This is a genomic window from Streptomyces sp. NRRL F-5122 (assembly GCF_001507435.1).
Lineage (GTDB): Bacteria > Actinomycetota > Actinomycetes > Streptomycetales > Streptomycetaceae > Streptomyces > Streptomyces lannensis.
The window spans coordinates 1-22,467 of sequence record NZ_LMWH01000264.1; the positions used below are offsets into that span (position 1 = coordinate 1).

General features: G+C 65.0%; 17 protein-coding genes and 4 pseudogenes. 13 read left to right on the forward strand and 8 right to left on the reverse strand.

The genetic code is table 11. The features are described 5' to 3' along the window. Positions 1-95: 95 nt before the first annotated feature. A complete protein-coding gene (locus ADL25_RS35280) occupies positions 96-1,079 on the reverse strand; it encodes a helix-turn-helix domain-containing protein (protein ID WP_059131986.1) in 984 nt (327 codons plus the stop codon). A 265-nt stretch (positions 1,080-1,344) separates the two neighbouring features. Between ADL25_RS35280 and ADL25_RS35285 the strand changes: the two genes are divergently transcribed. Further along, positions 1,345-4,344 (forward strand): S8 family serine peptidase, encoded by a 3,000-nt coding sequence (locus tag ADL25_RS35285; RefSeq protein WP_059132010.1) that lies wholly within the window; start codon positions 1,345-1,347, stop codon positions 4,342-4,344. A 388-nt stretch (positions 4,345-4,732) separates the two neighbouring features. Beyond that, complete coding sequence (locus ADL25_RS35290; protein WP_059131987.1) at positions 4,733-5,404, forward strand: TetR/AcrR family transcriptional regulator; 672 nt, start codon at positions 4,733-4,735, stop codon at positions 5,402-5,404. A gap of 1,023 nt (positions 5,405-6,427) precedes the next feature. Here the strand turns inward: ADL25_RS35290 and msrA are convergent. Then, entirely contained in the window at positions 6,428-6,937 is a 510-nt protein-coding gene (gene msrA, locus ADL25_RS35300) for a peptide-methionine (S)-S-oxide reductase MsrA (protein ID WP_079050784.1), read from the reverse strand. A gap of 1,610 nt (positions 6,938-8,547) precedes the next feature. Between msrA and ADL25_RS46945 the strand changes: the two genes are divergently transcribed. The 6 genes from ADL25_RS46945 to ADL25_RS35320 all read left to right on the forward strand — a co-directional run bounded on the left by ADL25_RS46945 (position 8,548) and on the right by ADL25_RS35320 (position 13,136). Then, positions 8,548-9,156 carry a sigma-70 family RNA polymerase sigma factor gene (locus tag ADL25_RS46945; protein ID WP_199839265.1) on the forward strand — a complete coding sequence of 203 codons (609 nt, stop codon included), beginning with the start codon at positions 8,548-8,550 and terminating at the stop codon, positions 9,154-9,156. A gap of 493 nt (positions 9,157-9,649) precedes the next feature. Continuing rightward, positions 9,650-10,249 (forward strand): molybdopterin-dependent oxidoreductase, encoded by a 600-nt coding sequence (locus ADL25_RS35305; RefSeq protein WP_059131990.1) that lies wholly within the window; start codon positions 9,650-9,652, stop codon positions 10,247-10,249. Next, on the forward strand, positions 10,219-10,974 hold the full coding sequence (locus ADL25_RS35310) for a ferredoxin reductase (protein ID WP_059131991.1): 756 nt from the start codon (positions 10,219-10,221) through the stop codon (positions 10,972-10,974). Before ADL25_RS35305 ends, ADL25_RS35310 begins: the two co-directional genes overlap by 31 nt. 31 nt (positions 10,975-11,005) lie before the next feature. Continuing rightward, positions 11,006-11,284, forward strand: a complete 279-nt coding sequence (locus ADL25_RS51025; RefSeq protein WP_079050792.1) for a DUF6510 family protein — start codon at positions 11,006-11,008, stop codon at positions 11,282-11,284. Between the two features lie 911 nt (positions 11,285-12,195). After that, positions 12,196-12,576 (forward strand): hypothetical protein, encoded by a 381-nt coding sequence (locus tag ADL25_RS35315; RefSeq protein WP_159045073.1) that lies wholly within the window; start codon positions 12,196-12,198, stop codon positions 12,574-12,576. Between the two features lie 158 nt (positions 12,577-12,734). Continuing rightward, positions 12,735-13,136, forward strand: a complete 402-nt coding sequence (locus tag ADL25_RS35320) for a DUF6896 domain-containing protein (protein WP_059131993.1) — start codon at positions 12,735-12,737, stop codon at positions 13,134-13,136. 5 nt (positions 13,137-13,141) lie between these two features. Here ADL25_RS35320 and ADL25_RS52350 read toward each other — a convergent pair. The 4 genes and pseudogenes from ADL25_RS52350 to pstB form a co-directional block, all read right to left on the reverse strand. After that, positions 13,142-14,204: pseudogene (locus tag ADL25_RS52350) on the reverse strand (IS630 family transposase). Positions 14,205-14,287: 83 nt separating this feature from the next. After that, on the reverse strand, positions 14,288-14,485 hold the full coding sequence (locus ADL25_RS46960; protein ID WP_079050786.1) for a hypothetical protein: 198 nt from the start codon (positions 14,483-14,485) through the stop codon (positions 14,288-14,290). A gap of 87 nt (positions 14,486-14,572) precedes the next feature. Continuing rightward, positions 14,573-14,755, reverse strand: a complete 183-nt coding sequence (locus tag ADL25_RS49340) for a hypothetical protein (RefSeq protein ID WP_159045074.1) — start codon at positions 14,753-14,755, stop codon at positions 14,573-14,575. Between the two features lie 985 nt (positions 14,756-15,740). Beyond that, positions 15,741-16,520, reverse strand: a complete 780-nt coding sequence (gene pstB / locus ADL25_RS35335; RefSeq protein WP_059131996.1) for a phosphate ABC transporter ATP-binding protein PstB — start codon at positions 16,518-16,520, stop codon at positions 15,741-15,743. A 616-nt stretch (positions 16,521-17,136) separates the two neighbouring features. Here pstB and ADL25_RS35340 point away from each other — a divergent pair. Further along, entirely contained in the window at positions 17,137-17,472 is a 336-nt protein-coding gene (locus ADL25_RS35340; RefSeq protein ID WP_059131997.1) for a GNAT family N-acetyltransferase, read from the forward strand. A gap of 77 nt (positions 17,473-17,549) precedes the next feature. Then, positions 17,550-18,213, forward strand: a pseudogene (locus ADL25_RS35345) (HAD family hydrolase). On the opposite strand, the pseudogene ADL25_RS35350 reads toward ADL25_RS35345, so the two are convergent. Then, positions 18,197-18,922, reverse strand: a pseudogene (locus tag ADL25_RS35350) (IS630 family transposase); the annotation flags it as partial. The pseudogenes ADL25_RS35345 and ADL25_RS35350 sit on opposite strands and share 17 nt — an antisense overlap. A gap of 96 nt (positions 18,923-19,018) precedes the next feature. On the opposite strand from ADL25_RS35350, the pseudogene ADL25_RS35355 reads away from it, so the two are divergent. From ADL25_RS35355 to ADL25_RS35365, 3 genes and pseudogenes are all read left to right on the forward strand, one after another. Continuing rightward, a pseudogene (locus tag ADL25_RS35355) lies at positions 19,019-19,732 on the forward strand (sigma-70 family RNA polymerase sigma factor); the annotation flags it as partial. Positions 19,733-19,767: 35 nt separating this feature from the next. Continuing rightward, positions 19,768-20,688, forward strand: coding sequence for an NADP-dependent oxidoreductase (locus ADL25_RS35360; protein WP_059131998.1), 921 nt, complete (start codon positions 19,768-19,770; stop codon positions 20,686-20,688). A 230-nt stretch (positions 20,689-20,918) separates the two neighbouring features. Further along, on the forward strand, positions 20,919-21,377 hold the full coding sequence (locus ADL25_RS35365) for a carboxymuconolactone decarboxylase family protein (RefSeq protein WP_059131999.1): 459 nt from the start codon (positions 20,919-20,921) through the stop codon (positions 21,375-21,377). A 507-nt stretch (positions 21,378-21,884) separates the two neighbouring features. On the opposite strand, the gene ADL25_RS35370 is transcribed toward ADL25_RS35365, so the two are convergent. Beyond that, positions 21,885-22,214 (reverse strand): hypothetical protein, encoded by a 330-nt coding sequence (locus tag ADL25_RS35370; protein WP_059132000.1) that lies wholly within the window; start codon positions 22,212-22,214, stop codon positions 21,885-21,887. Between the last annotated feature and the right edge of the window lie 253 nt (positions 22,215-22,467).

The window sequence follows — 22,467 nt, forward strand, 5'->3', positions numbered from 1 at the left end:
GCCGCTACGAACGCAAATCCGAGCACTTCCTGGCCTTCACCAGCATCGCCTGCACCCTCATCTGCTACCGCAGACTCACCAAATGAGATGACGTCTTAGATCCAGCCGCGTGCTGTCGCTTCTGCGCCTGCCTGGAAGCGGGTGTCGGCGCCGAGGCGGGTCATCAGTGCGGCGACCTTCCGACTGGCGGTGCGGGGGCTCCAGCCCAGCTGGCGTGCAATGGTCTGATCCTTGAGCCCTGCTTTGAGCATGGACAGCAGAAGAACCTCTTCCCGGCTGGGGCCGTCGTCGAGCGAAGGGGTGGCCGGACGGATCGGTTTGGCGCGGGCCCAGTACGCCTCGAAGAGCTCGATGAGCGCGTCCAGAAGTCCTGAGGGGCGCACGACGGCGAGGCCGTCGTAACCGCCACCGATCAACGGGACGAGGGCGACCTTCCGGTCGATGATATGGAGCTTGAACGGGAGCTTCGCCAGCAACCGTGCCTTCTCGCCGAGTTCGGTCAGTTCAAGGACGGTGTCGAACCTCCCGGGACGCTCCATCGCTTCGGGGCAGTAGACGGAGCGCACCTCTATACCGCGCCGTAGCCACTCCGCGGTTTGGGCCTTCTCCTCTTCGTTACTGTGAGGGGCGCCGTCGACCCGTTCGACGTAGGGAGGTTTGTCAAGAACCCACAGATGCGTGCTGATCGTTCGCCTGAGCTCGTCCATGCGTTCCATGACGATGTCCTGTCCGCTGAGTACCTCGACGAGGTTGCCTGGGTTGTTGCGCAGTCGCCCGGCGCGGTACTCCTGTCTGAGGTCCTCCACTGCCGTGCGCACCTTGTCGAAGGCGGACTCGGCCTCCAGCCGACGTCTGTTCAGCAGTGCTGTCAACGCCTCCTCGGGCCGCACGGGTTGGTAACGGGCCCGGGTCGTGCCCCGCACCAGGCCGAGTTCGGCGAGCCGGGCGAGCGTACGGCGTGCACCGCCTGGTGAGACGGCGGCCCGCCCGGCCGTTTCCTGTGCCGTCATCTCGCCGTGTGCGAGTAGGGCGCGATATATCCGCTCGTCGAAGTCGCTAATCCCCAGAGCGCCCAGCACGGCCTCACTCCTCGTCCTTAGGTTTTTGCTAGAAGGAGACCGCAGACGGCACATCGTGGCGTCCTCGGCCATTGGCTAGAGGACGCCACCCGTGCCTCTGGACGACACCCCGTGGCACATCGTTCACTTCATTGTCGCGAACACATTGAGTTCGAGGCGTCAGCTTCGCTCCCCGAGTGCGTCCCGCTCCTGTGCTCGCGCTTCCCCGCCGTACGGGCCGGAACAGCACAAGCTCTGGCCCCTCCCCCTCTTGGAGGACCCCGAGTTGGCCCCCACGACACGCGGCAGATCCGCAGTACTCGCGGCGATCTCCCTCGTCGCCGCAACCACCCTGTCCGCGACCATGCAGTCGGCCGCGGCCGCCGCGGCTCCTGTTCCCGTCCCGACCAAGTCCAACATGGCGGCCGGCCGATACCTCGTCACTCTTGCCGACCAACCCATCGTGGCCTATCAGGGCGGTGTTGACGGCATTGCCGCCACCGCGCCGATCAAGGGCGCAAAAGTGAACGTAGGCGGGGCCAATGCGCGGCGCTACCGCGACCACTTGACTCGGAAGCAGAACGGTGTCGCGGCCACTGTCGGCGCCAAGGTCAAGGACCGCTACGCCGTCGCCACGAACGGTTTCACCGCCACCCTGTCCGCCGCTCAGGCGATCGAGCTGACCCGTGAGCCCGGAGTCGTGTCGGTCACCCCGGACACGTGGAACAAGACCAATAATGACACGAACTCCACCGATTTCCTCGGTCTTTCCGGGAAGCACGGCCTGTGGGCGTCGCTCGGCGGCACCGCGAACGCAGGCAAGGGCGTGGTGATCGGCGACATCGACACTGGAATCTGGCCAGAGAGCCCCTCGTTTGCCGCCTCGCCGCTGAGCACCACCGTCCCGAAGACGAAGGACCCGTACCGCCCCTACCTGCAGGGCACCACGACCGTGATGCACAAGGCCGACGGCAGCACATTCACCGGAACCTGTCAGACAGGCGAGCAGTTCACTGCAAGCGCCTGCAACAGCAAGGTGATCAGTGCCCGATACTTTGGCGACGGATGGACGTCGATCGTCCCGCCGGAGCGCCGAGCCGACTACATATCCCCACGAGACGGCGAAGGCCACGGCTCACACACCGCTTCAACAACCGCTGGAAAGGCCGGCGTCGACGTCATCGTGGGTAACCGGGACTTCGGCAAAATCTCCGGCGTCGCGCCAGGTGCGGCCATCGCCGTCTACAAGGCATTCTGGACGGGCAAGTCCGCCAACGACTCCGGGGCCCTGACCTCTGACATCGTTGCCGCTGTCGACCAGGCGGTTGCCGACGGCGTGGACGTGCTCAACTACTCAGCGGGGTCGATCTTCGAGACCGGCCCCGACAGTCCGGTTCAGGCGGCCTTCCGAACAGCGGCCGCCGCAGGCATCTTCGTCTCCACAGCCGCCGGCAACTCCGGCCCGGACCCATCCAGTCTCGACAACGTCGCACCCTGGACGACGACGGTGGCCGCCAGCACCATCCAGCCGTACGAGGCTACGGTGCAACTCGGCAATGGCCGCAGCTTCGTCGGCTCCAGCACCACGGTCGAGGCCACGGTGGGCCCGAAGCCCCTGGTGCTCGCCGAGAACGTGAGAAACGCGAACGCCGCCATCTCCGACGCACAGCTGTGCATGGACAACTCCCTGGACCCGGCGAAGGTGACGGGAACAATCGTTGTCTGCGACCGCGGGGTCAACCCTCGGGTTGCCAAGTCCGCCGAGGTCGCCCGAGCCGGCGGCGTGGGCATGGTGTTGGTCAACACCTCCGACCTGGAGACCGACGCCGATCTGCACACCATTCCGACCGTGCACCTGAACGTCCCAGACACCGCGGCCATACACTCGTACGCCGCAACGCAGGGAGCCACGGCCAGCCTGGTCCCGGGTGGCACGACAGGCCAGCCCTACCCGCAGATCGCACCGTTCTCCTCACGCGGCCCCTCCGTGACGAACAAGGGCGACCTGCTCAAGCCCGACATCGCCGCTCCGGGCGTCGGCATCCTCGCCGCCATAGCGCCCCCTTCCAACTCCGGCCACGCCTTCGACTTCCTCAGCGGTACCTCGATGGCGACGCCGCACATCTCAGGCCTTGCCGCGCTGTACCTCGCGCAGCACCCCGCCTGGTCGCCTATGGCGGTCAAGTCCGCGATGATGACCACCGCGGTGGACACCAAGACCGCATCGGGCGCCGACAACACGGACGTGTACGCGCAAGGGGCCGGTGAGGTGAGCCCCTCCGACATGCTCAACCCCGGCCTGGTCTACGACTCATCGGAGCAGGACTGGCTGGCCTACCTGGAGGGCCTGGGCGTCGACACCAAAACCGGCGTGAAGGCCGTCGACCCGAGCGATCTCAACTACCCGTCCATATCGGTCGGCCAGCTGGTCGGGTCGCAGACCATCACCCGCGAGGTCACCGCGACGGCCCCCGGCACCTACCGCGCCACCGTCGACGTGCCGGGAATGAAGGCCACGGTCCGACCGTCCACTCTGACCTTCAACAAGGCCGGGAAGACAGCGAAGTTCACCATCACCTTCACGCAGACCACTGCGCCCTCGGGCGAGTTGACCACGGGCTCGCTGGTATGGACGCACGCGCGTACTGAGGTGCGGAGCCCCATTGCCATTACTCCATGGAGCGTGGTCGCACCGAACGCAGTGAGCGGTCCCGCCGGCAGCGGCAGCACGACCTTCTCCGTCACGCCGGGCACCGCCGACTTTGCGCCCCAGGCGATCGGTCCTATCGTCGGCCCTTCGGCCAAGGGATCCGTGTCCTTCCCGGACAACAGCGAGCAGGACTTCGCGTTCGCCGTCCCAGAGGGCACCAGGGCCGGGCAGTTCTTTGTGACGCCGGACAGCCCCGACGCCAAGCTGACCTTGCTGATCGCCTACAACCCGGGTGACGGCCAGCAACTGGTTTTGGTCGGCGACATCGCCCTCGACCAGAAGCGGCCGCTGGTCAGCCTGAACACCCTCAAGCCGGGCAACTATGTCGCCATCGTGGTCACACTCGGGAACGCGCCGGGCACCACGAGCACGCCCTTCACCTTCCAGCCAAACCTGGTCACTCCGGGGGGCCCGACCGCACCCGGCACCTTCACGGTTTCCCCGGTCCATTCGCCGACCACCCCGGGCGTCCCAGTCACGCTCACCGCCTCGTGGACGGGCGTACCTGGTGACAAGCCCGCCACCGGCTATGTCGCCTACCCGAACGGCGCCGGGACGCTGGTCACCATCGGTTGACCTACAGTCCAATGCCTTCCTGAGCCGCCCCGGGCCGGGGGTGCACCGACCCTCCCGGCCCGGGGTCCAGTACGCCATGCGGCCTCGTCATTGACTTCGCCCTCAGATCATGACGTCTCCTGGGGGCCAGTCCGTCCATGTCTATGTGGCCTGGTCAGGACGTCTGCTTCGAGTTTGTGCAGCTTCGGGTGTTCGTCGGGCAACCGGCACGGTTGCCGCTCGGCTGTCGTGTCGAGTGGGCGCTCTCCGTTCGTGGGCTTGCCGGCACGGTGAGGCCCTGGGTGGTGGCTGCAGTTCGGATGCGTCGAGAGCCGGGCTACTTAGTCGGAAAAGGACCTTGTGGTCCACTCTGAATCCTGCTAGCCTTTGCGCAGGTAATCTGGCCGATGTGGCGGAACAGGCGAGCGACAACAATGGCTCCCGGCTGACTGAGCGCGGACGGGCGACTCGAGAGCGCATTTTGAGGGCCGCCGCCGACATGATGTACGTCAAGGGCGTGTCTTCGACGACTCTCGACGAGGTCAGAGCGGCCAGCGGAACGAGTAAATCCCAGCTCTACCGTCACTACCCCGACAAGGATGCGTTGGTGCGGGACGTGGTCGCGTTGCAGGCAGCAGAATTGCTCGAACGCCAGCACCAGCTACTGCGGCGGCTCAACTCCCTCCGCGGGCTGGAGCGCTGGCGTGACGCCGTGGTCGAACACAACGCGCTCCGAAATGGCGCGTACGGATGCCCGCTCGGATCCCTTGCAAGCGAGCTGACCGATCAGGACGAAGAGGTCCGCAAGGCGATCGCGCGGTACTTCGATACCTGGGAAGGGATGCTCGCAGCTGGGCTCGTGCGGATGAAGGACTCAGGGGTCCTCCGTGCCGACGCCAACGCCGGAGAGCTTGCCACCGGCCTCATGGCCGCCCTTCAGGGCGGGTACCTCCTTGCGCAGACGGCTCGAGACGTCAAACCCATGAGAATCGCCCTCGACATGGCGATCGGCCAAGTCAAGGCCTATGCCCTGCCCGCTGAAGGCGGCAGTCCGTCTGAAGAGGGCACCGGAGGGCGCTGAAGCCGTCCGGGAAGCAATGCATCGAGTAGCCCGTGCGCGGCGTCCTAGAGGAGTGCGTCGCGACCTCTCCTTGCCTGCTGGGCCTTGCTGTCCTCGACAGGCGACTGAGGGTGCGATGGCAAGAAGACGCGTTCGTCCGTAAGCCCCTGTCAGTATGCAGCCCACTGCCTATGAACGCGGCAGCCCGCTGTCTAACATGCAGGTCGCGACTTCGATCAAGTAAGGACCATTTGGTCCAGAAACTTGGCCGACCGACAGTGCTCTTTGGGAAAAATAGCGCTTTGTGGACGGTTAAGCTGTCAAAGTTGACACGAGGTCGAGGCAAGGGCTGGCCATCTGTGGCAGTGCGCCGCACTGGCTTCAGGGATGCTTAGGGCGGGTAGGCCTGGGAGCCTCTCGAAACTGGCGGGGTACGTAGGGACGAAGGCCCGCCGCCGGCCGGAGACTCCACGCGCCTTATGCCTACGGGTTTACACAGACTCTGGGGAGTGGAGTGACAGCCCCGTACGCTTCGGCGACGGGGACCGTCTGCAGCACATCCAACCGGACGCTCTGGACCCGATCGCGAGGTGTGCGCCACCGGCGACCTGGCGTCCACGGCGGACCTTCCGATCGAGGGCCTCATGAAGCGCGAACGCGTAGCTTTCTCCGTGCTCGGAAGACGTGCCCGGGCCGGCAACGCAGTGACCTCGGCAAGCTGCATCTCGCCCGTGTCGAAGGGCAGCTCACCTGCGCAAGGGACAGAGGACGGTACGCCGGGGCCGCCCGAGCACTCTCTGCTCTGCTCGTCGAGCACCCGTTTTGAGAGCGGGCTCACGATCGTCCTGCTGACCGTCGACGAGAGCCCTTAACCCCGAAGAGTGCGACGTCAGGTCCATCCCCACGCTCAACAAAGCCGTCGAGATCGGTGCAGCTCAGGACGGGCTGAATAGGACCAGTACGAGGTCCTGAACTGACCGGGCCTGAAGTTGCACACGCCAGCCGCCGCACCGGCGGCGATACCCTCCGGGAAGCCCAGACGGGTCAGGCCGGTGTTCGAGGCAGCTGCCAGCTTTTCCGGACGTACTGACTCATGGGCGCGTCCGGATGGCGCTGGAGATAGTTCTGATGTTCAGGTTCCGCCTCCCAGAACGTCCCGGACGGAACAACCTCCGTAACCAGCTTCCCCGGCCATAATCCAGACGCGTCGGTGTCCGTGATCACAGCGGCTGCGATGCGTCGCTGCACCTCGTCCAGGTAGAAGATGGCGGACCTGAAGGTCAAACCAATGTCGTCACCCTGACAGTTCAACGTGGTGGGGTCGTGGATTTGGAAGAAGAATTCCAGGATGCCGCGGTAGTCCGTCGAAGATGGATCGTAGGTGACCTCGACCGCTTCCGCATGGTTCCCGTGGTTTCGATACGTCGGCTCCACCACCTCTCCGCCGGTATAGCCGACACGGGTGGCCTCGACACCCGGAAACCCGTTGAACAGCTCCTGCATGCCCCAGAAGCATCCGCCTGCCAAGACAGCACGCTCTTTTGCCGGTAACACGTTATTTTCACCCTTCTGTAAGGCCGGAATCGGCTGAGGCCGTCCGATGCCAGACCGGTTTCCGTCCGACAAGGCCTGTCTTTCCGCCCGATCGCGGCAGCTAGAGAGAGGCCTTGACTCTGTGGCGTCGAACCGCTGACTCGTCCACCGTTAGCTCCCTCGGCCACGAACTCCTTACCAGATGTCTTCATGTGCCAGTGCCGGGGGTGCCCTGTAAAACGCACCTAACCCGCCCTGGCTACGGCGCATTCCCTTGTTCCGAGTGCCGCCCCGGAGCAGCCCAGACATGGCCCGGAGCCCGTAGGTGCACACCACCGTCTCCGACCATTCTTCCGAGACAAACGCGTACGCGCGCTCATTCAGCAACGGCGCCCAGCTGTGCAACCGAGAAGTGAGACAACCCTGATAAGTGGAGAAACGAGCCCGAGCAGATGACGGTCGCGTCAAAATGGCGGGCCATCCCGACGCGAGTTTCTACGAGTTACGCTAACGACGACCAGGCCGCAGGCATGCTTGTCTACGAGACAGCCGGCTCGCAGTGCGCGCCCACCCATGCGACCCATTGGGGAGGAACACCGCGGTCGGCTCAAGCTACTGATTCGTTTCTTTCTCAACAACCTCTCTGCCAAAGAGAGCGGTGATCACTACGCGTGGTCGACCGGTCCATCGAGGAGAACTCGGGATACGAGCCGCCGATTGATCCCGCCCATAGGCAACTCGGGCAGGTCAGGGAGGTAGGAGCGCGGCAAGACGGCCCAAGGGACTTCGTCGCTGTTCGGCTCCAGCTGGTGGCCGGCCGCCCAGGCGACTATGCCGGATAGACGCCTCGTCGACATCAGGTCGCTTAAATGGACTTGTTCTGCTGCGCCGTCGTCGAGGCACCAACACCGAGATGCCGCGGAACTCCGATGGTATGGAGGCCCTGATGAGTTCACCAGACGATTTCCGGGCTTACGGCGGTCTGTGCTCCTTCAACTCCTGCACGCACACGAGAGTACGACATCGATGAGCTGGGGGAGGACGTCTTGGACCAGGGCTACTCACCCACCAATGACTCTCTCCCGGGCAACGACCCAGGCGTCACTGCGGGGGAGAGCGCGTCCCACGGGGACCTTGTGCATTGGCTCAAGCGCAAGGTGCTGGAAGCCGGTACACCGGACGAGGGAAGACCGGCGACGACACGATTGGTACGGACGGGGATCTCATCGACGACCAGGTTCGGCGCCAGCGCGTGGGAAGCTTCCCCGGCTGCGACACGGACTGTCCCGCCGAACGATACGACGACGACCACTGGGCGTGGGACGTCGGCCTCGACATCGGTGTCGCCTCCGCGAGAAGGCGGCTGTCCACGTGGTGCTTGGCACCCAAGAGGACTTCTAAGTAACTGCCCGCCCCCTCAACAGGCCAGAGGCGGGCTCGAGTCGAACCGCCCGCCCCAGAAAGCGGAGGGCATCCGGCCGCCCCAGCCTGACAGCAGTTGTTGGGCCACGCACGTCAAGGAGCTCCGGCAAGTGTTGAGGTCGAATCGGATCCGCCGCTGCACCCAGACAAACGAAGCGGCTGACACCAGCCGTGGTCGGCCTGTTTGAGCGCGAAGAGAGGCAGCTACTGTGACAAAGATCCATCTCCCGCCGAATCCGGGCATCAGCAGCCAGCGGGAGAGCCCCGCCCAACGCCGTGTGAGATTCGAGGAGGAAGCTCTCCCGCATCGCCGTAACCTCTACGCCGCTGCCTGGCGCATGACTCGCCACGCAGCAGATGCAGAGGACTTGGTCCAGGATACGTTCGCGCGTGCATACGCGTCATTCGACCAGTTCCAGCCGGGCACGAACTGCGGAGCCTGGATGAAGAGAATCATGTTCAACCAACACATTTCCACCCATCGCAAGAAGCAGCGCAGGCCGCGCCTGTGCTTTTCGTCCGACGTTGAAGACACGCAACTGGCGCGTCTCGGCGCCTACGCTTCCGGAGCGCTGAAGTCAGCCGAAGCAGATGCACTGGAGCGCATCGTGAATCCCGACCTCAAAGCAGCCTTCCGTCAGATTCCCCCTCCGCGCCGCCTCGCTGTATACCTCGCTGACATCGAAGGCCTGTCCTATCGCGAGATCGCCGAAACCATGGGGACTCCCCTGGGCACTGTGATGTCGCGCATCCACAGGGGACGCCGGCAGCTACGGTGGCTACTTGCGCAATACGCACCTGGGCTGCGCACAACATGACCGCCCACCGCTGGGAGGGGGGTCGCTCACCAGACAAGCACCGTAGTACGAAGAACACGCCCACGCTGCGCGCGAGGTACGCGTCGACATACCTCGGAAACCCCGTCCGCTGAACCCCAGAATGAACGCATAGCTCATGCCGGACCTAGCGACATCGCTCCGGTTTCAGGGCCCGCCAAGGATCGGAGACAACTCGACCCGGATTTCGCCGCCCGTGTAGATGCGCTCGGAGACGGTCGCGAGCCGCGACACGAGGAGGCCGGGCTGCGGTTGCATGAACGGCTGGCGCGGATCGCCATGGATGAGGTCATCCGTCGGGGCCGCGTTATCGCATTGCCGGACCCGAGCTCAGCGACCTCGCCCACCAGACAGCCGAGGCTGCTCGGCCAGGAGTTCACCTTCTGGGGCGTAGCACGTAAGAAGTCGCCTCACCCCGGCGCTCACCTCCAAGGAGGCCCGCAAGGGCCGCACTGGACGAAAAAGGACGGCGACCATGGCGTTCATCTCGCGCGGGTTCCACGGCCGAAGGCCCCCGGCGGGCACGAAGCTGCCGCCCGGACAATACGAGACGACCGGCTTCCCGGTGCTGTCTGCCGGGCCCACCCCCCGCATCCGGCACGACGACTGGAAGCTGTCTGTAACTACGGAAGCCGGGAAGCAGCATGTGTGGGACTGGGCCGGGCTAATGGCACTCCCAGCGGAGTCCCCGACCGTCGACCTGCACTGTGTAACGAAGTGGTCGAAGCTGGGCACCGAGTGGCGAGGCGTGTCCCTTGACGTTCTGCTCGCGGACGTGGAGACGGCCGCAGAGCACGTCTTCGTCACCTCATACGGGGGCTACACCACCAACATTCCTCTCGCCGACCTCGTCGATGGCAAAGCGTGGATTGTCTACGGTTACGGGGACAGCGACCTGGCGCCGGAGCATGGTGGACCCGCTCGGCTGCTGGTCCCGCACCTGTACCTGTGGAAGTCAGCAAAGTGGGTCCACAAGATCGAGCTGCAGGAGAGCGACGTGCCCGGCTTCTGGGAGACCGCCGGTTACCACAACTACGGAGACCCATGGAAAGAACAGCGGTACCAGGGAGACTAGGCGACCGGCTCCGATGGCGGACCGCAGAGGTAACGGGTCGGCGCGTGGAGTCGGCGACGGCTGTCACCTTGACACTGGATGTGCCGGACTGGCCAGGGCACCTGGCCGGCCAGCACGTGGACGTCAGGCTGACCGCAGAAGACGGCTACAGCACCCAGCGCAGCTACTCGATCGCATCGGCTGCGAATGACCGGAGCCTCGACCTAACGGTCCAGTGCACGCCCGGCGGGGAAGTGTCACCGTATCTCGTGGACGAGCTCGTGGTCGGGGACCAGCTCGAGCTGCGAGGGCCTGTCGGCGGCTGGTTCGTCTGGAGACAGCAGCAGACGGAGCCGGTTCTGTTGGTGGCGGGCGGATCTGGACTCGTGCCTCTGATGTGTATGGTCCGTGCACGGGAGGCAGCCGGCAGCCGGGCCCCGTTCCGGTTGTTGTATGCGGCGCGGCGCCCATCAGACCTGCTGTACCGGTCGGAGCTCCGCCAGGGAGCCCCCGGGCTGGATACGACGTACCTCTACAGCAGAGAGGCACCTGCGGACTCACCGCGTCCCCCTGGACGCATCGCCCCTGAGGACTTGGTCCGCAGTGGCTGGCCCCCCGACTTCGAGCCAACCTGCTATGTCTGCGGTCCCACGGCGTTCGTCGAGAAGACTGCTGCCTACCTGGTGCTCCTGGGACATGCACCTGAGCGAGTACGTACCGAGCGTTTCGGCGACAGTGGAGGTTGAGATGGCGCCCGTAGAGGCCAGCGGCCCAAACATGGGCGATGCCTATACCGGGTATGTCGATGGAAACGCGCTGGCAGGGCCCCTGTCGGAAGTCTTCGCAGTTGATGTGACTGCCGCGATGAGCCGATGCGCCAACTGCGGTTGCACGGGCCCCCTGGCTCGCCTTCACCTGTACAAGCATGCACCGGGCCTCGTCGCGCGTTGCCAGCAGTGCGGGAACGTCATGCTGCGCACGACGCGCACGAGGGACGCGGTATGGCTCGACATGAGCGGCGTGGCCTCACTGGCAATCCCATTGGGAGAAACCTGAGTTCCGGGATGCCGCCGTACTACGTGCATTGATCACGAGCGTTGTTGACATTCACAGGGTTGATCACAGCGGAGGCCTCCGGTGTGACGGTGCAGTCTAGGACTGCACTGCACGGCGGTCTTCCTGTGGCACGGTAAGGCCTAGTTTGACCGTTCACGTCAGGCCAAGGGCGCATTGATCGCCATCGCTTGACTGCAGGTCAGAGACCTGTGACGCTTTTCGCGTGCAAATGTGCCCACAGTGGCACCACAGACGCACGACGAAGCCCGTCCCGTCCGGGGGGACGCGGTTAGGGCTTCGTCGTGTCTTACGTCCGCCGCCTGGCGATGGGCCGGAGAGGCTCCCCTGCGGGTAGGGACACGGTCGCAGGTGTGTACGGCGACCAGGCGGCGGACCCAGACGTCACAGAAGGCCACAGTTGCCACACAACGCTTCACTCCAGCTCAGCAGGCGGCGTCACGCTGCATCCCTCACGAGCGAACCATCCGGGCACTCAAAGGCTTCCTGGCCGTAGCGACCAGGTACGAAAAGCAGGCGTACGCCTTGCACGGCACTGGATACGCTGCGAGCGATCCACGGCCGACTGACCGGAAGGCATGATGACCCGCACCCGCGGACCGACACTCGAAGCGATACTCACCGCGCTTCCGGAACTTGCTCGCCACGTACGCGACGCAGTCATACTCCATCCCGAGCGGGCAGAACCGGACTGCCGGAGCAGTTCGATTGGTCGGCCACTGCTGTGGCCGAGTGACGAACCGTGGCCCGAGTGCTCCTTGCCCGACGAGAACAACCCCGATGGCGCGCCAGCCACCGCCATGGTGCCGGTCGCACAGATCGTCCGGTTCGGTCCCCGGCGACGGTCGGGGTAGGCGTTGGGCTGGTTGCCCCCGCCACCTCAAAATGGGCGCATGGCTCCTCTTTCCATCGACCCGCGCCCGTTGAACGCCGACGAGCGCGCAGTGCTCGAGCACATCCTGTCCGCGGAGTTCGTTGGCGCGTCGCAACTCCGGAGTCAGCTGGACCGCACCGAGGTGATCGCCACCTGGGGGTCTGACTCCGTGAGCGTCGACCTGCAGGTCCGGAAACCTTACGAGCATGCAGCACTGCCAGAAGCGCTCGTGCCCGTGGACGCGCAAGTCCATGACCCGTCCGGCGCCTACGTCGGCGAAATCCTCGTGTGGACGGACCGAGGAGCCACGCTGGCAGCCCTGGAGTTCGCCTGGGTCACCGACGAAATGCCCACGTCTCTCCCGGCCATCGTGGAGGGCCAGCTCAGCTGGCCAGCCTGACAGGCTAGCCCCACTTTGAGCGCCTATGGCCCTGCAGCGGACAAGATCGCCACGTGAGACACCGTCTTACTGATCGTTTCAGAATGCCATCCTGCGGAGATGCAGGCGGCCTCATGGAACAATCCCATCAGCCACGGGCTCAGGGGGGATGACGCCGTATGGAGCGTGTTGGGGCTGCACGGGACCTTGTGCTCGGCTACGTCCACGATCTAAACGCGATCAACGAGGCCATGAGGGTGGCGATTCCCTCGCTGGAGCGACTGGCAGATTTCCTCGGCCTGGCCCGTTCGCGCCGGATCAGCCGGAGTGGCCACGTCGGCACCTACTCCTACTCGGTTCATGGGGCAGGGTGCCGCTTCGAGTGCGACAACGGCGCTGAAGTCGATGTGGACTTCGCAGCCGACGGGAGCGAAGTCTTCGACCTTTGGCGGCTGCGCTGGTACGGGCAGAGCCTGCCGGAGCCTCTTGACGTCACGGATCAGGACCTGCAGGCCGCAGTGCGGTCCCTGCAACCGCTTCTGACCGAGGTGCAGCCGGGGTGGTTCAGCGTGGCCAACTGATCGCTTCAGGATGAGGTTCGCAGAGCCAGGTCGGTGCTGGCGAGGCAGCCGTCGATGGCCTCCGGTCGGTACTGCAGCATCTTCAGTTTGCGCTTCATGGCGCGGGTGATCTGGCCGAGGTCGGCCACGGCGAGGTTGCCGATGTCCCGCTTGACCAGCGACCAGACGCCCTCGGTCGGGTTGAGGTCCGGGGCATAGGTGGGCAGCTGGAACACGGTGAGCCACTCGGCGTTCGCGTCGATGAACTCGCGCATGCCGGCCGTCAGGTGCAGACGGATGTTGTCCCAGACCAGCACGATCGGTCCGCCGAGCTGGATGCGAGCGCGGACGATCAGGTCGCGGAAGTCGCGCCAGCCAAAGCCCTTCGGCTCGTCCTTGCGGCCCCGGTACTCGCGGATCGCGTAGATCAGCCGGGACCGCTGGCCCGGCTTGTAGCAGGCCATCCCCGCCATCGACACGCGCCCCGGCCTCTCACCCTCACGACCGGGGTCTGGCCGATCCGGCCCCAGGTCCTGGCGCGCGGCGGAGTCATCGACTGCCCGGCCTCGTCCTCGAAGACGATCCAGGCGTTGGTCTCCGCCGCGGTGCTCTTACCCGCGGCCAGGTCTCCTTCTTCCACACCTCGACCGCGTCGTCATCGCGCTCGATCGCCCGTCGAGTGGGCTGCTGCCAGCTCCAGCCGTGGCGCTTCAGTAGCCGCCAAGTGCCCTCGACCGTGTAGGAGATGTGGAAGAGCCGGCCGATCAGCGTCTTGATCCTTGCCAGGGTCCACCGCTGGTCCGCCCAGCCGTGAGCCAGTGGACCACGCTCCAACTCCTGCTCCAGCGTGGCGATCTGGGCTTCACTGAGTCGAGGTCTTCCCGGCGACCCCTTCGACAGGACTCCCGCCTCGCCGCCCTCGCGCCAGGCCCGGCGCCACCGCTCGACCGACCGCAGGCTGATCCGCAGGGCAGCGGCGATCTCCGCGTTCTTCTGCCTGCCCTCGAAACGCTCCAGGGCCTGGAGCCGTAACCGCTCCCGCGTGATCCTCTCGGCGTCGGTCAGCCCGCCGCCCTGCGCATACCTCACACCCAACGGCTATCGGTGCCGACAGCCAGCTGTCAGGCGAACGGCACCGACATCACCCGATCAAGTTCAGTAGCGGTGCTCTTTCAAGGGAGCAACTTTTCCACACCGGCAGCGCCCTCCTCGTTGAGGAGGCGGCGTGCCTGTTCAACCCTCTCTGGCGTAATGTCGTGACCAGATGCCAGTACTACATCTTCTGGGTCGGGCAACTGTTCCGTGCCGGTGTGGAGGACCACATCTGGAGTTGGCTCTCCCCACTCATCGCCGTCTGTGCCTTCAGGCATCGCGTCTCCTACGTTCGAACGGGTGTGACAGGCGTCGCTCCGTGCCATGCTCAGCGCGAGAGATCGACCATTCAAGTGCTGGCAACTTCACTGATCGCTCGGGTGCTCGTGCTGGTTCGCAGCCCAGGCAAACGCTTCTGCCAGGTCCTTCAAGGATGCGGCAACCGCTCCATGATCCTTGTGCCCCTCCTGCTGTCGTGCCTGAGACGCGATGGCCTCGAACAGCGCCGTTTGGGCATTCTCTTGCGCCGTAGAGTTGGTATTGCTCACGATGTCCTCCGAATTCCTGTCCGGGCACAACCTTCAGACCCAGCTAGACGCTGGACTGATGCACCTTGCAAGCGCAGGTCAGCGCAGGGTTGATCAGCCCGTTGTTTCTCCGTGAATAATATTGCAGCTTTGATCTACAGCTCATCTATGCGGGATCAGCGCCCTTCGTGGACGATGGGCAGCTTTGCTGCAACTGCGGTGAGGTACGCGCCCTCAGGCGCGACAGTTTCCTGCGCGATGGAGGCAGAAGCCCAACAGGCCTTCCTCGTCGATCGAGTTCCGTGCCCGAGGCATGGTCGGCGCAGTTGGCACTCGTGTGTCGGCTGACCTGGAGGCTGGTCGATGCACTGCACCCCTCAGCAGGACACCGCTACCACTGGCGTGGAGGGATCCACTGTTGGGCATCTCGATTATGGTGGCGGGGAGGAGCCGCCACCGTGCCTCTGTCACCAATTGCGGGCCGCATGGCCTACGACGAGGTCTGGTGTTGGGATGTACCAAGGAGACCAGCATCGAGCGGGACGATAGTGATCCGGCGTCCAACTCGTAGGTAGTTCTGAACAAGGTCCTCACTCCGGACCGCGCCGAGCAGCGGATCATGTGGTGCAATATGCGGTCGGAACCGCGGCGCATGTCGAGTGCGGCACGCACCTCATCGAATACACACGATCCTGCAACGGCTAGACCAGCAGGTACTGAGGAACATGTTCCTGGGCGCATGCCAAGGCGACCAGGACCGCGGATGCGATCCCGAGGCGGTTCATCAGCTTGGACGGCGGCCTTCGGCAGGCAGTGCACAAGCAGGTGTGCGCGGTTGTGGTCGCCGTACATTCTGTGCCTGGTGTCGCAGGTCTTCTGGCTCGCGTACGACATGTGGAAGCAGGAAGCCACCGCCAGGAGCGGTCACCCCCGGGCGGGACCCTCACTTTCGATAACAGCGACGACACGTTCACTGCACTTGGCCGAGGCCGGGCCATGGAAGCAGCTACCCAAAACGGCCCGAGACGTAGGCTTCCGTGCGCGGATGGCTCGGGTTGGAGAAGATCTTTTCGGTGTCGTCCACTTCGACCAGCCGGCCCGGCTGCCCCACCTGTTCCAGGTCAAAGAAGGCCGTCCTGTCACTGACACGTGCTGCTTGCTGCATGTTGTGGGTGACGATCACGATGGTGTACTGCTGCTTGAGGTTTCGGACGAGGTCCTCGATGGCGAGCGTCGAGATCGGGTCAAGCGACGAAGCTGGCTCATCCATCAGCAGCACCTCGGGCTCAACTGCTATGGCCCGGGCGATGGACAATCGCTGCTGCTGGCCCCCCGAGAGCCCGGTACCGGGACGATCCAGGCGGTCTTTGACTTCGTCCCAGAGATTCGCCGCACGCAGTGATTCCTCGACGACGCCGTCGAGTTCTGATCTAGGCATGCGTCGGTTGTTGAGCCTGACGCCAGCAGCAACGTTGCCGTATATCGACATGGTCGGAAAGGGATTGGGCCGTTGGAAGACCATCCCGACCGTACGCCTCACCTGGACGGGGTCTGTTGTGGAGGCGTAGATGTTGTCGCCATCGAGGAGCACGGCCCCTTCCACACGTCCACCGGGTGTCGTCTCGTGAAGGCGGTTCAGCGTCCGCAGGACTGTCGACTTGCCTGTCCCCGACGGGCCTATGAACGCGGTGACGCTGCAGGCTTCGATCGACAAGTTCACGTCGGCAACGGCAAGGAACGCTCCGTAGTAGACGGACAGGTCTTTGACGTCGACACGCTTCCCCACCTGAATCTCCTGCTTGCAACGTCGAGAAAAGAGGACTACTTAGTCCAGAGAATAAGAGCCTGCACAGACTGCGCGCAACTTTCACGGCGATGGCGCCGCACTGGCTGCTCTCTCGAAGAATCCCTTCGCGACCAGCGGAAACGGACGTGACCGTAGACCGGCCGAGGTCACAGCTGCATGAAGGGTTTCGCCAGTGTTAACCATCAGCACATCACCGAGCGCCTTCAACCTACAGTTCTCTGGCCGCAATCCGTTCGGGTCGCCTCGTCCCGGGGTCTGCACATACTCGTCAGCGGTTGGCCAGGACGCGGTCCCACACATGCGACGGGGCGTCCATCGAGCGCCAACCTTGGAGTGTCCTGAGGGCTGAACCCGCTCTACCGGCATGGTTGGGCGTGCTCGAGATCGGTTTCGATCGCTGATCAGAGGCGGGTCCAACGAGATCTGGAGCGGGCCGTAGGTAAGCGCTCGCGCAGCTGCGGATCACTCGGTTGCGAAGTGTCGCCACCAGACTGGATAGTGGACTATATAGACCCGTCTTGAGTCGGCGTGCCGGTTGGTCCAGCATGCCGTGGCGCGGACGGGGGGTGAGGTGTCCGTGTGAAGGGGTGACGTCATGTCCGATGTCTTGTTCGACGACAGCGCACAGTGTGTCCGGGTCGTTGACGATCCGGAGGCTTGTCAATATGCGCTCTATGTAGACGGGGCACAGGCGGGGACGATGTCATACCGCATCGTCGGGCAGCGTCGAGTGTTGGGCCACACAGAGATCGATGAGGCCTATCGTGGCCGGGGCCTGTCCCAGATCCTCATCCAGGCGGTCCTTGACGACCTGCGGGAGAAGCAGCAGAAGGTCACGATCTATTGCCCTGCCGTCGATCGGTTCATCAAGCAGCGCGTAAAGTATGCCGACGTCATTGATCCCAGCCACCCGGGTATCTGGTTCGCCTGACCCCTGCCGGATGGAGGTGTATCGGAAGTAGGCGCGGGCGCCCCTGCCGTCTCACGAGGTAGCGGCACCCTTGGCTGGTGTTCTCACCCGATCATGTGGGCGCCGTGTTCTTCGATGTCGATGGCACCCTCGTCCCAGGTACAAGTTCCTCGGTCTTTCTGGCTGGCTTCCTTGGCCATCGGGAGGAGTTGGCCAAGGCCGAGGATGCCTACGCCTCTGGCGCCGTCGACAATCGGCAGGTCTCCGAGCTGGATGCCGCGGGCTGGGCGGGGGTTTCTGAAGACCAGGTCTCTGGCTGGCTCGACGGGCTTCCCTTGGTCTCAGGCATCACGGCGACTGTGGCCTGGTGTTGGCAAGACGGGTTGGTGCCCGTACTGGCAACCCTCGCCTGGTTCGCCAGTTGGCAGCTACCTAACTGACCGCTTCGGTTTCCACACGTTCAGCGGACCTCGGCTGGAGATCGCCGGCGGCCGGTTCACAGGCCGAGTCGCTCAGCACTTCGACGAGTACCACAAACGAGATTTCGCCCTCGCGCAGGTGCGAGAGCTGGGGCTGGTTCCCCGCTCATGCGGGGCAGTCGGAGACAGCCGCTCCGAGCTGCCACTGTGCGCATCCGTCGGGTTGAGCGTGGCGTTCAACGCATCGGCAGCAGCGCGCGAAGCGGCGACCGCCACGGTGGACGACGACGACCTACGGCGTGTGCTTCCCGTCTTGAGTCGCCTGGTCACAGCCACTCGTTGATGGCCGCGACAAGGGCCCAGTGCCCTTTGAGACGGTTGATACCGCACTCGACCGCGTGCCGCTCACGGTAGTCGACCGCGTCAGGGTGGTGGGAGTTGGCGATAGGCACCTGTCGCAGCGGTCCGACGTGCGGTTCGATCACGTTCACCCACGAGGCGTAGGTCAGGGCGAAGCACAGCTCGACCTTGTGTCTCTTCGCCCAGCAACGGATGTTGGCGCCCTTGCGGGCGTACAGGTTGTACGCACGTAGATCAGGGCACCGTCGGGCCGGACGGCACGGAACGATTTCACCGCGGCCAGCGTGTTCACGGCCCCCCTGCGTCGGTTCACGCCCCACAGGCGGTCGTCACCCACCGACTAGCAGCTGTGGAAGTACCGCACACCGAGGGTGCGGTAGTTGGTGACAAACAGCCGTTCGGGGTGTCCTTGCTCGATCCAGCCTGAGCCAGTGGTGGGCCGGATCCCGAGCGCGCCGAACTCGCCGAAGGCGAACCACCGGTCCGGGAAGCGGTCCAGGATGTGCTCGATGCGGTCCAGCTCCGTCTCCCGTTCGGGGTCCCGGGGACTCCTTCCAGGTCCTGGTGCGCCGGAAGGTGACACCGCCGCGGGCGAGTAGAAACCGTAACGCCTCGCGGCCGATGCGGATCACCCAGCCGTGCACTTTCCACAGGTAGGCGATCAGTCGGCGCAGCAACCAGCGGGTGAACGGATCGGTCTGAGCGTCCGCGCCGGCGGAGCCGTCCGCGAAGATCCCGAGCTTGGATAGCTACGCTGGATGCGCAAGCTGGAGCAGGTAGCGATCTGGATGGGTGACGGGCACGTGACCGGATGGTCTGGGCGAGAGGACTCGCTGGAAGCCGGGTGGGAGAGGCACCGACCTGCGGTTTGCGGTGTGGCCTACCGGCTGCTGGGTAGCGTGGCCGATGCCGAGGACGTGGCCCAGGATGTGTGGCTGCGGGCGGCCGGATCAGACCTGCGGGACATCAGTGATCTGCGGGCCTGGCTGGTGACCGTGGCCGCTCGGCGATCGTACGACATTCTCAAGAGTGCGCGTTTCCGCCTCGAGACCTATGTCGGACCGTGGCTGCCAGAGCCGCTGCTGACGGGGCCGGACGCATCGCAACCGGTACTCGTCGATGAGTCCATCAGTTCAGCGATGCTCCTGATCATGGAAGAGCTGTCCCCGCCGGAGCGGGTGGCCTTCGTTCTGCACGACGTCTTCGGTTTTGAATTCGGCAAGATCGCCGAAGTGCTGGACGTCTCCGTGCCAAGCGCCCGGCAGCTCGCCTCGCGGGCACGACGGCGGGTGATCAAGGAGAAGCAGTCCATGCCTCAGGCGTCGAAAGCGGAACGCGAACGCGTCCTCAAGGTCTTCCGCGCTGCCTACGAGGCCGGCGACCTGGTCGGCTTGGTAAGACTCCTGCACCCAAACGCCGTCTACATCACCGACGGCGGCGGCAAGGTCTCTGCCGCGCGCAAGGCCATTCACGGCGGCGAGCGCGTCGCCGAGCTCATGGTGAGCGCTTGAGTCACCCCTTCTAGTAAGGGACCTGTATGCAAGCCATCACTGTGCGAGACCGAGACGCCGGTTTTTCAGGCATGTCGCTGACGGACATGCCCTATCCCCATGCAGCCGAGAATGACGTCATCGTGCAGGTGCACGCCGCAGGGTTCACCCCTGGCGAGCTGGATTGGCCGGGCACGTGGACCGATCGCGCCGGCCGCGACCGGACGCCGAGCGTACCCGGGCACGAGCTCTCAGGCGTCGTCGTCGAGCTAGGGTTCGGCACCACCGGCCTGAGCGTCGGCCAGCGGGTGTTCGGTCCGAGCGACTGGACTCGAAACGGCACGCTCGCCGAGTACGTCGCCGTGGAGGCTCGCAACCTCGCTCCGCTGCCGGCGGACATCGACCACACCGTGGCCGCAGCGTTGCCGATCTCCGGACTGACTGCCTGGCAAGGCCTATTCGACCACGGCCGCCTCACCACCGGCCAGACCGTCCTGATCCACGGTGCCGCAGGCGGCGTCGGCTCGATCGCGGTACAGCTCGCCCGCGAGGCCGGCGCCCGCGTCATTGGCACCGGCCGCTCCGCGGATCGGGAGAGAGTACTCGCCCTTGGCGCCGACATCTTCCTGGATCTGCAGACGGAGGAGCTGGAGGACGCCGGGCAGGCCGACGTCGTGCTCGACGTGATCGGCGGGGAGATCCTCGACCGTTCGGCAGCCGTAGTCCGCGCGGGCGGCACACTCGTCAGCATCGCCATGCCGCCCAAGGTCCAACCCAAGGACGGGCGGGCGGTCTTCTTCGTCGTCGAACCTGACCGCATCCGCCTCACCGACCTCGCCACGCGGGTAAGGGACGGCCGACTCAAGCTGAACGTCGACACCGTACGACCCCTTGCCGAGGCAGCCGCCGCATTCGATCCCGGCAGTCGTACACGCGGCAAGACGATCATCCGCGTCACTGAAGACTGAATCAGGAGACCGGCCGTGATCGGAAAACGAACCGCCAATGGCGTCCGGACGGTCGTCACGCCGATTGCGGCCGCAGCCTGCAGCACCTCGACCTCAGCCGCCTCGTAGCCGCGGCTACACAGCGGGCGGCAGCGCTCCGCCCGCACCCTGACCCTGCCTGAGCGCACCGTCGTCTACTAGGACGTGCTCGAAAGGTACAGGGCACACCACACGAAAGAATTGAAGGAACCATGCCCGACACCTGCCGCGTCAACATCGGCAAGCAACACCCAGCTGCCTACAAGACCCTTATCGCCCTGTCCGAGGAGGTGGAAAGGGCCACCGCGGCAGCGGGCCTCGACCCGCTCCTGGTCGAGCTACTGAGGATCCGCGCCTCCCAAATCAACGGCTGCGCGTTCTGCCTGCGCATGCACACACGCGACGCCCTCAGGAAAGGTGAAAACGCCGACCGGATCGCCGTGCTGCCCAGTTGGCTGGAGACCAGCTACTTCTCCGAGACCGACCGCGCCGCCCTCCGCCTAACCGAGGCAATCACGCGTGTGCAGGACGGACACGTCAACGACGAGGACTACAACGCTGCAGTGGCCGTACTCACCGCAGACCAGGTCTCGGCAATTGCTTGGCTGGCAACCGTGATGAACGCTTTCAACCGCGTCGCGATCACCAGCCGATACCCTGTCGGCAGCTGACGAAAAGGCCGCCACCTTCAGCGGTAGCGCCTGCCGACGGCTCCACGTCTCGACGCGGTTCCTTGTCCGGACCAGTTGGAGCGCCGGCCGTGCTGCAGCGCAGTACGGCGAGTTTCCGTTCTCCATGACCCCAAGCTCGCCGTGGATCTCCCGGCGCATCCGGGACTCGCCAGGTCGTGGCAGGCAGGCCGTCCAGGTCGCCCCGCGAAGCGTGAACAGGCCAGCCCCGCAAAGGCCACGCCAGCTGAGGCCGGCAGCGTCGGGTGTTTGAAGGGGCGTCCACAGCCCGAACCTCGCACCAAACTGGTGAGCAAACTACCCGGGCCGCCCTAAACCGCACGGAGGAGGCCGGAGCCGACGAGGCCGCGGCAGCTGTCGCACGAACATGCGACGAGCACACCTCGCTACCGCGCGAACCGGCCGGGGGCCGGGGCGAGCGGTACGAGTCAGCATGCCGACGGCTGTCGCCGGCCTCCTCCCAAGCGCTGGCTCTGCTAGGTCCGGCGGTTATCGGTAGCGTCCTTCGAAAATAGTCCCGCTCCTGACGTCCGAGAATCGGAGGCCGATGACCCTTCCCGCGTCCGCCATCCATTGGAGGTCGTACGAGGCGCGGAAGGACGGCGGCCAGAACGAGCAGAAGCGGCCGTTCTCGTCGACGGACCACGTGCCCTCCGTGTGACGTCCGCCTTCCACGTAGCGAGTGGTGCCGTCCGGGTCGAAGGACTGTGTTGCGCCGTCGCTGTAGACGAAGTCGCCAGCGGTGACAGCGGCCGAGATCTGCTCGGGTGGCACAGGGGCGCCGTCTTCGGTGGACGCACCGTCAAGGTTGCTGATCATTGTGTGGTCCTCGTGTTACGCCCCGTGGATTCCACGGAGCTAGCCCGGTCGGATGCGTGCAGCCGCACGCGGTGGGGAACGTCTGCCTTACACGAAGGGCATTCAGAGCCAATGGCAACGCTGCCGCACAGTCGGTACACAACGCTGGCACGGCCACCGCCTCGCGCTTCTGCTTCCACGAATGCCGTCAGCGTGCCTCAGACGATTGAGCCTCTTGCCGGAGAGTTGGGCGAAGCTGCCCGTCCAGCTGACA

Bases quoted from the DNA above. Each gene is read 5' to 3' on its own strand.
- ADL25_RS35320 (WP_059131993.1), top strand. From the start codon at position 12,735: ATGGAGCGTGTTGGGGCTGCACGGGACCTTGTGCTCGGCTACGTCCAC.
- ADL25_RS51025 (WP_079050792.1), top strand. From the start codon at position 11,006: ATGGGCGATGCCTATACCGGGTATGTCGATGGAAACGCGCTGGCAGGG.
- ADL25_RS35360 (WP_059131998.1), top strand. From the start codon at position 19,768: ATGCAAGCCATCACTGTGCGAGACCGAGACGCCGGTTTTTCAGGCATG.
- ADL25_RS35370 (WP_059132000.1), bottom strand. From the start codon at position 22,214: ATGATCAGCAACCTTGACGGTGCGTCCACCGAAGACGGCGCCCCTGTG.
- ADL25_RS35305 (WP_059131990.1), top strand. From the start codon at position 9,650: ATGGCGTTCATCTCGCGCGGGTTCCACGGCCGAAGGCCCCCGGCGGGC.
- ADL25_RS35310 (WP_059131991.1), top strand. From the start codon at position 10,219: ATGGAAAGAACAGCGGTACCAGGGAGACTAGGCGACCGGCTCCGATGG.
- ADL25_RS46960 (WP_079050786.1), bottom strand. From the start codon at position 14,485: ATGCCTGAAGGCACAGACGGCGATGAGTGGGGAGAGCCAACTCCAGAT.
- ADL25_RS35315 (WP_159045073.1), top strand. From the start codon at position 12,196: ATGGCTCCTCTTTCCATCGACCCGCGCCCGTTGAACGCCGACGAGCGC.
- ADL25_RS35340 (WP_059131997.1), top strand. From the start codon at position 17,137: ATGTCCGATGTCTTGTTCGACGACAGCGCACAGTGTGTCCGGGTCGTT.
- ADL25_RS35365 (WP_059131999.1), top strand. From the start codon at position 20,919: ATGCCCGACACCTGCCGCGTCAACATCGGCAAGCAACACCCAGCTGCC.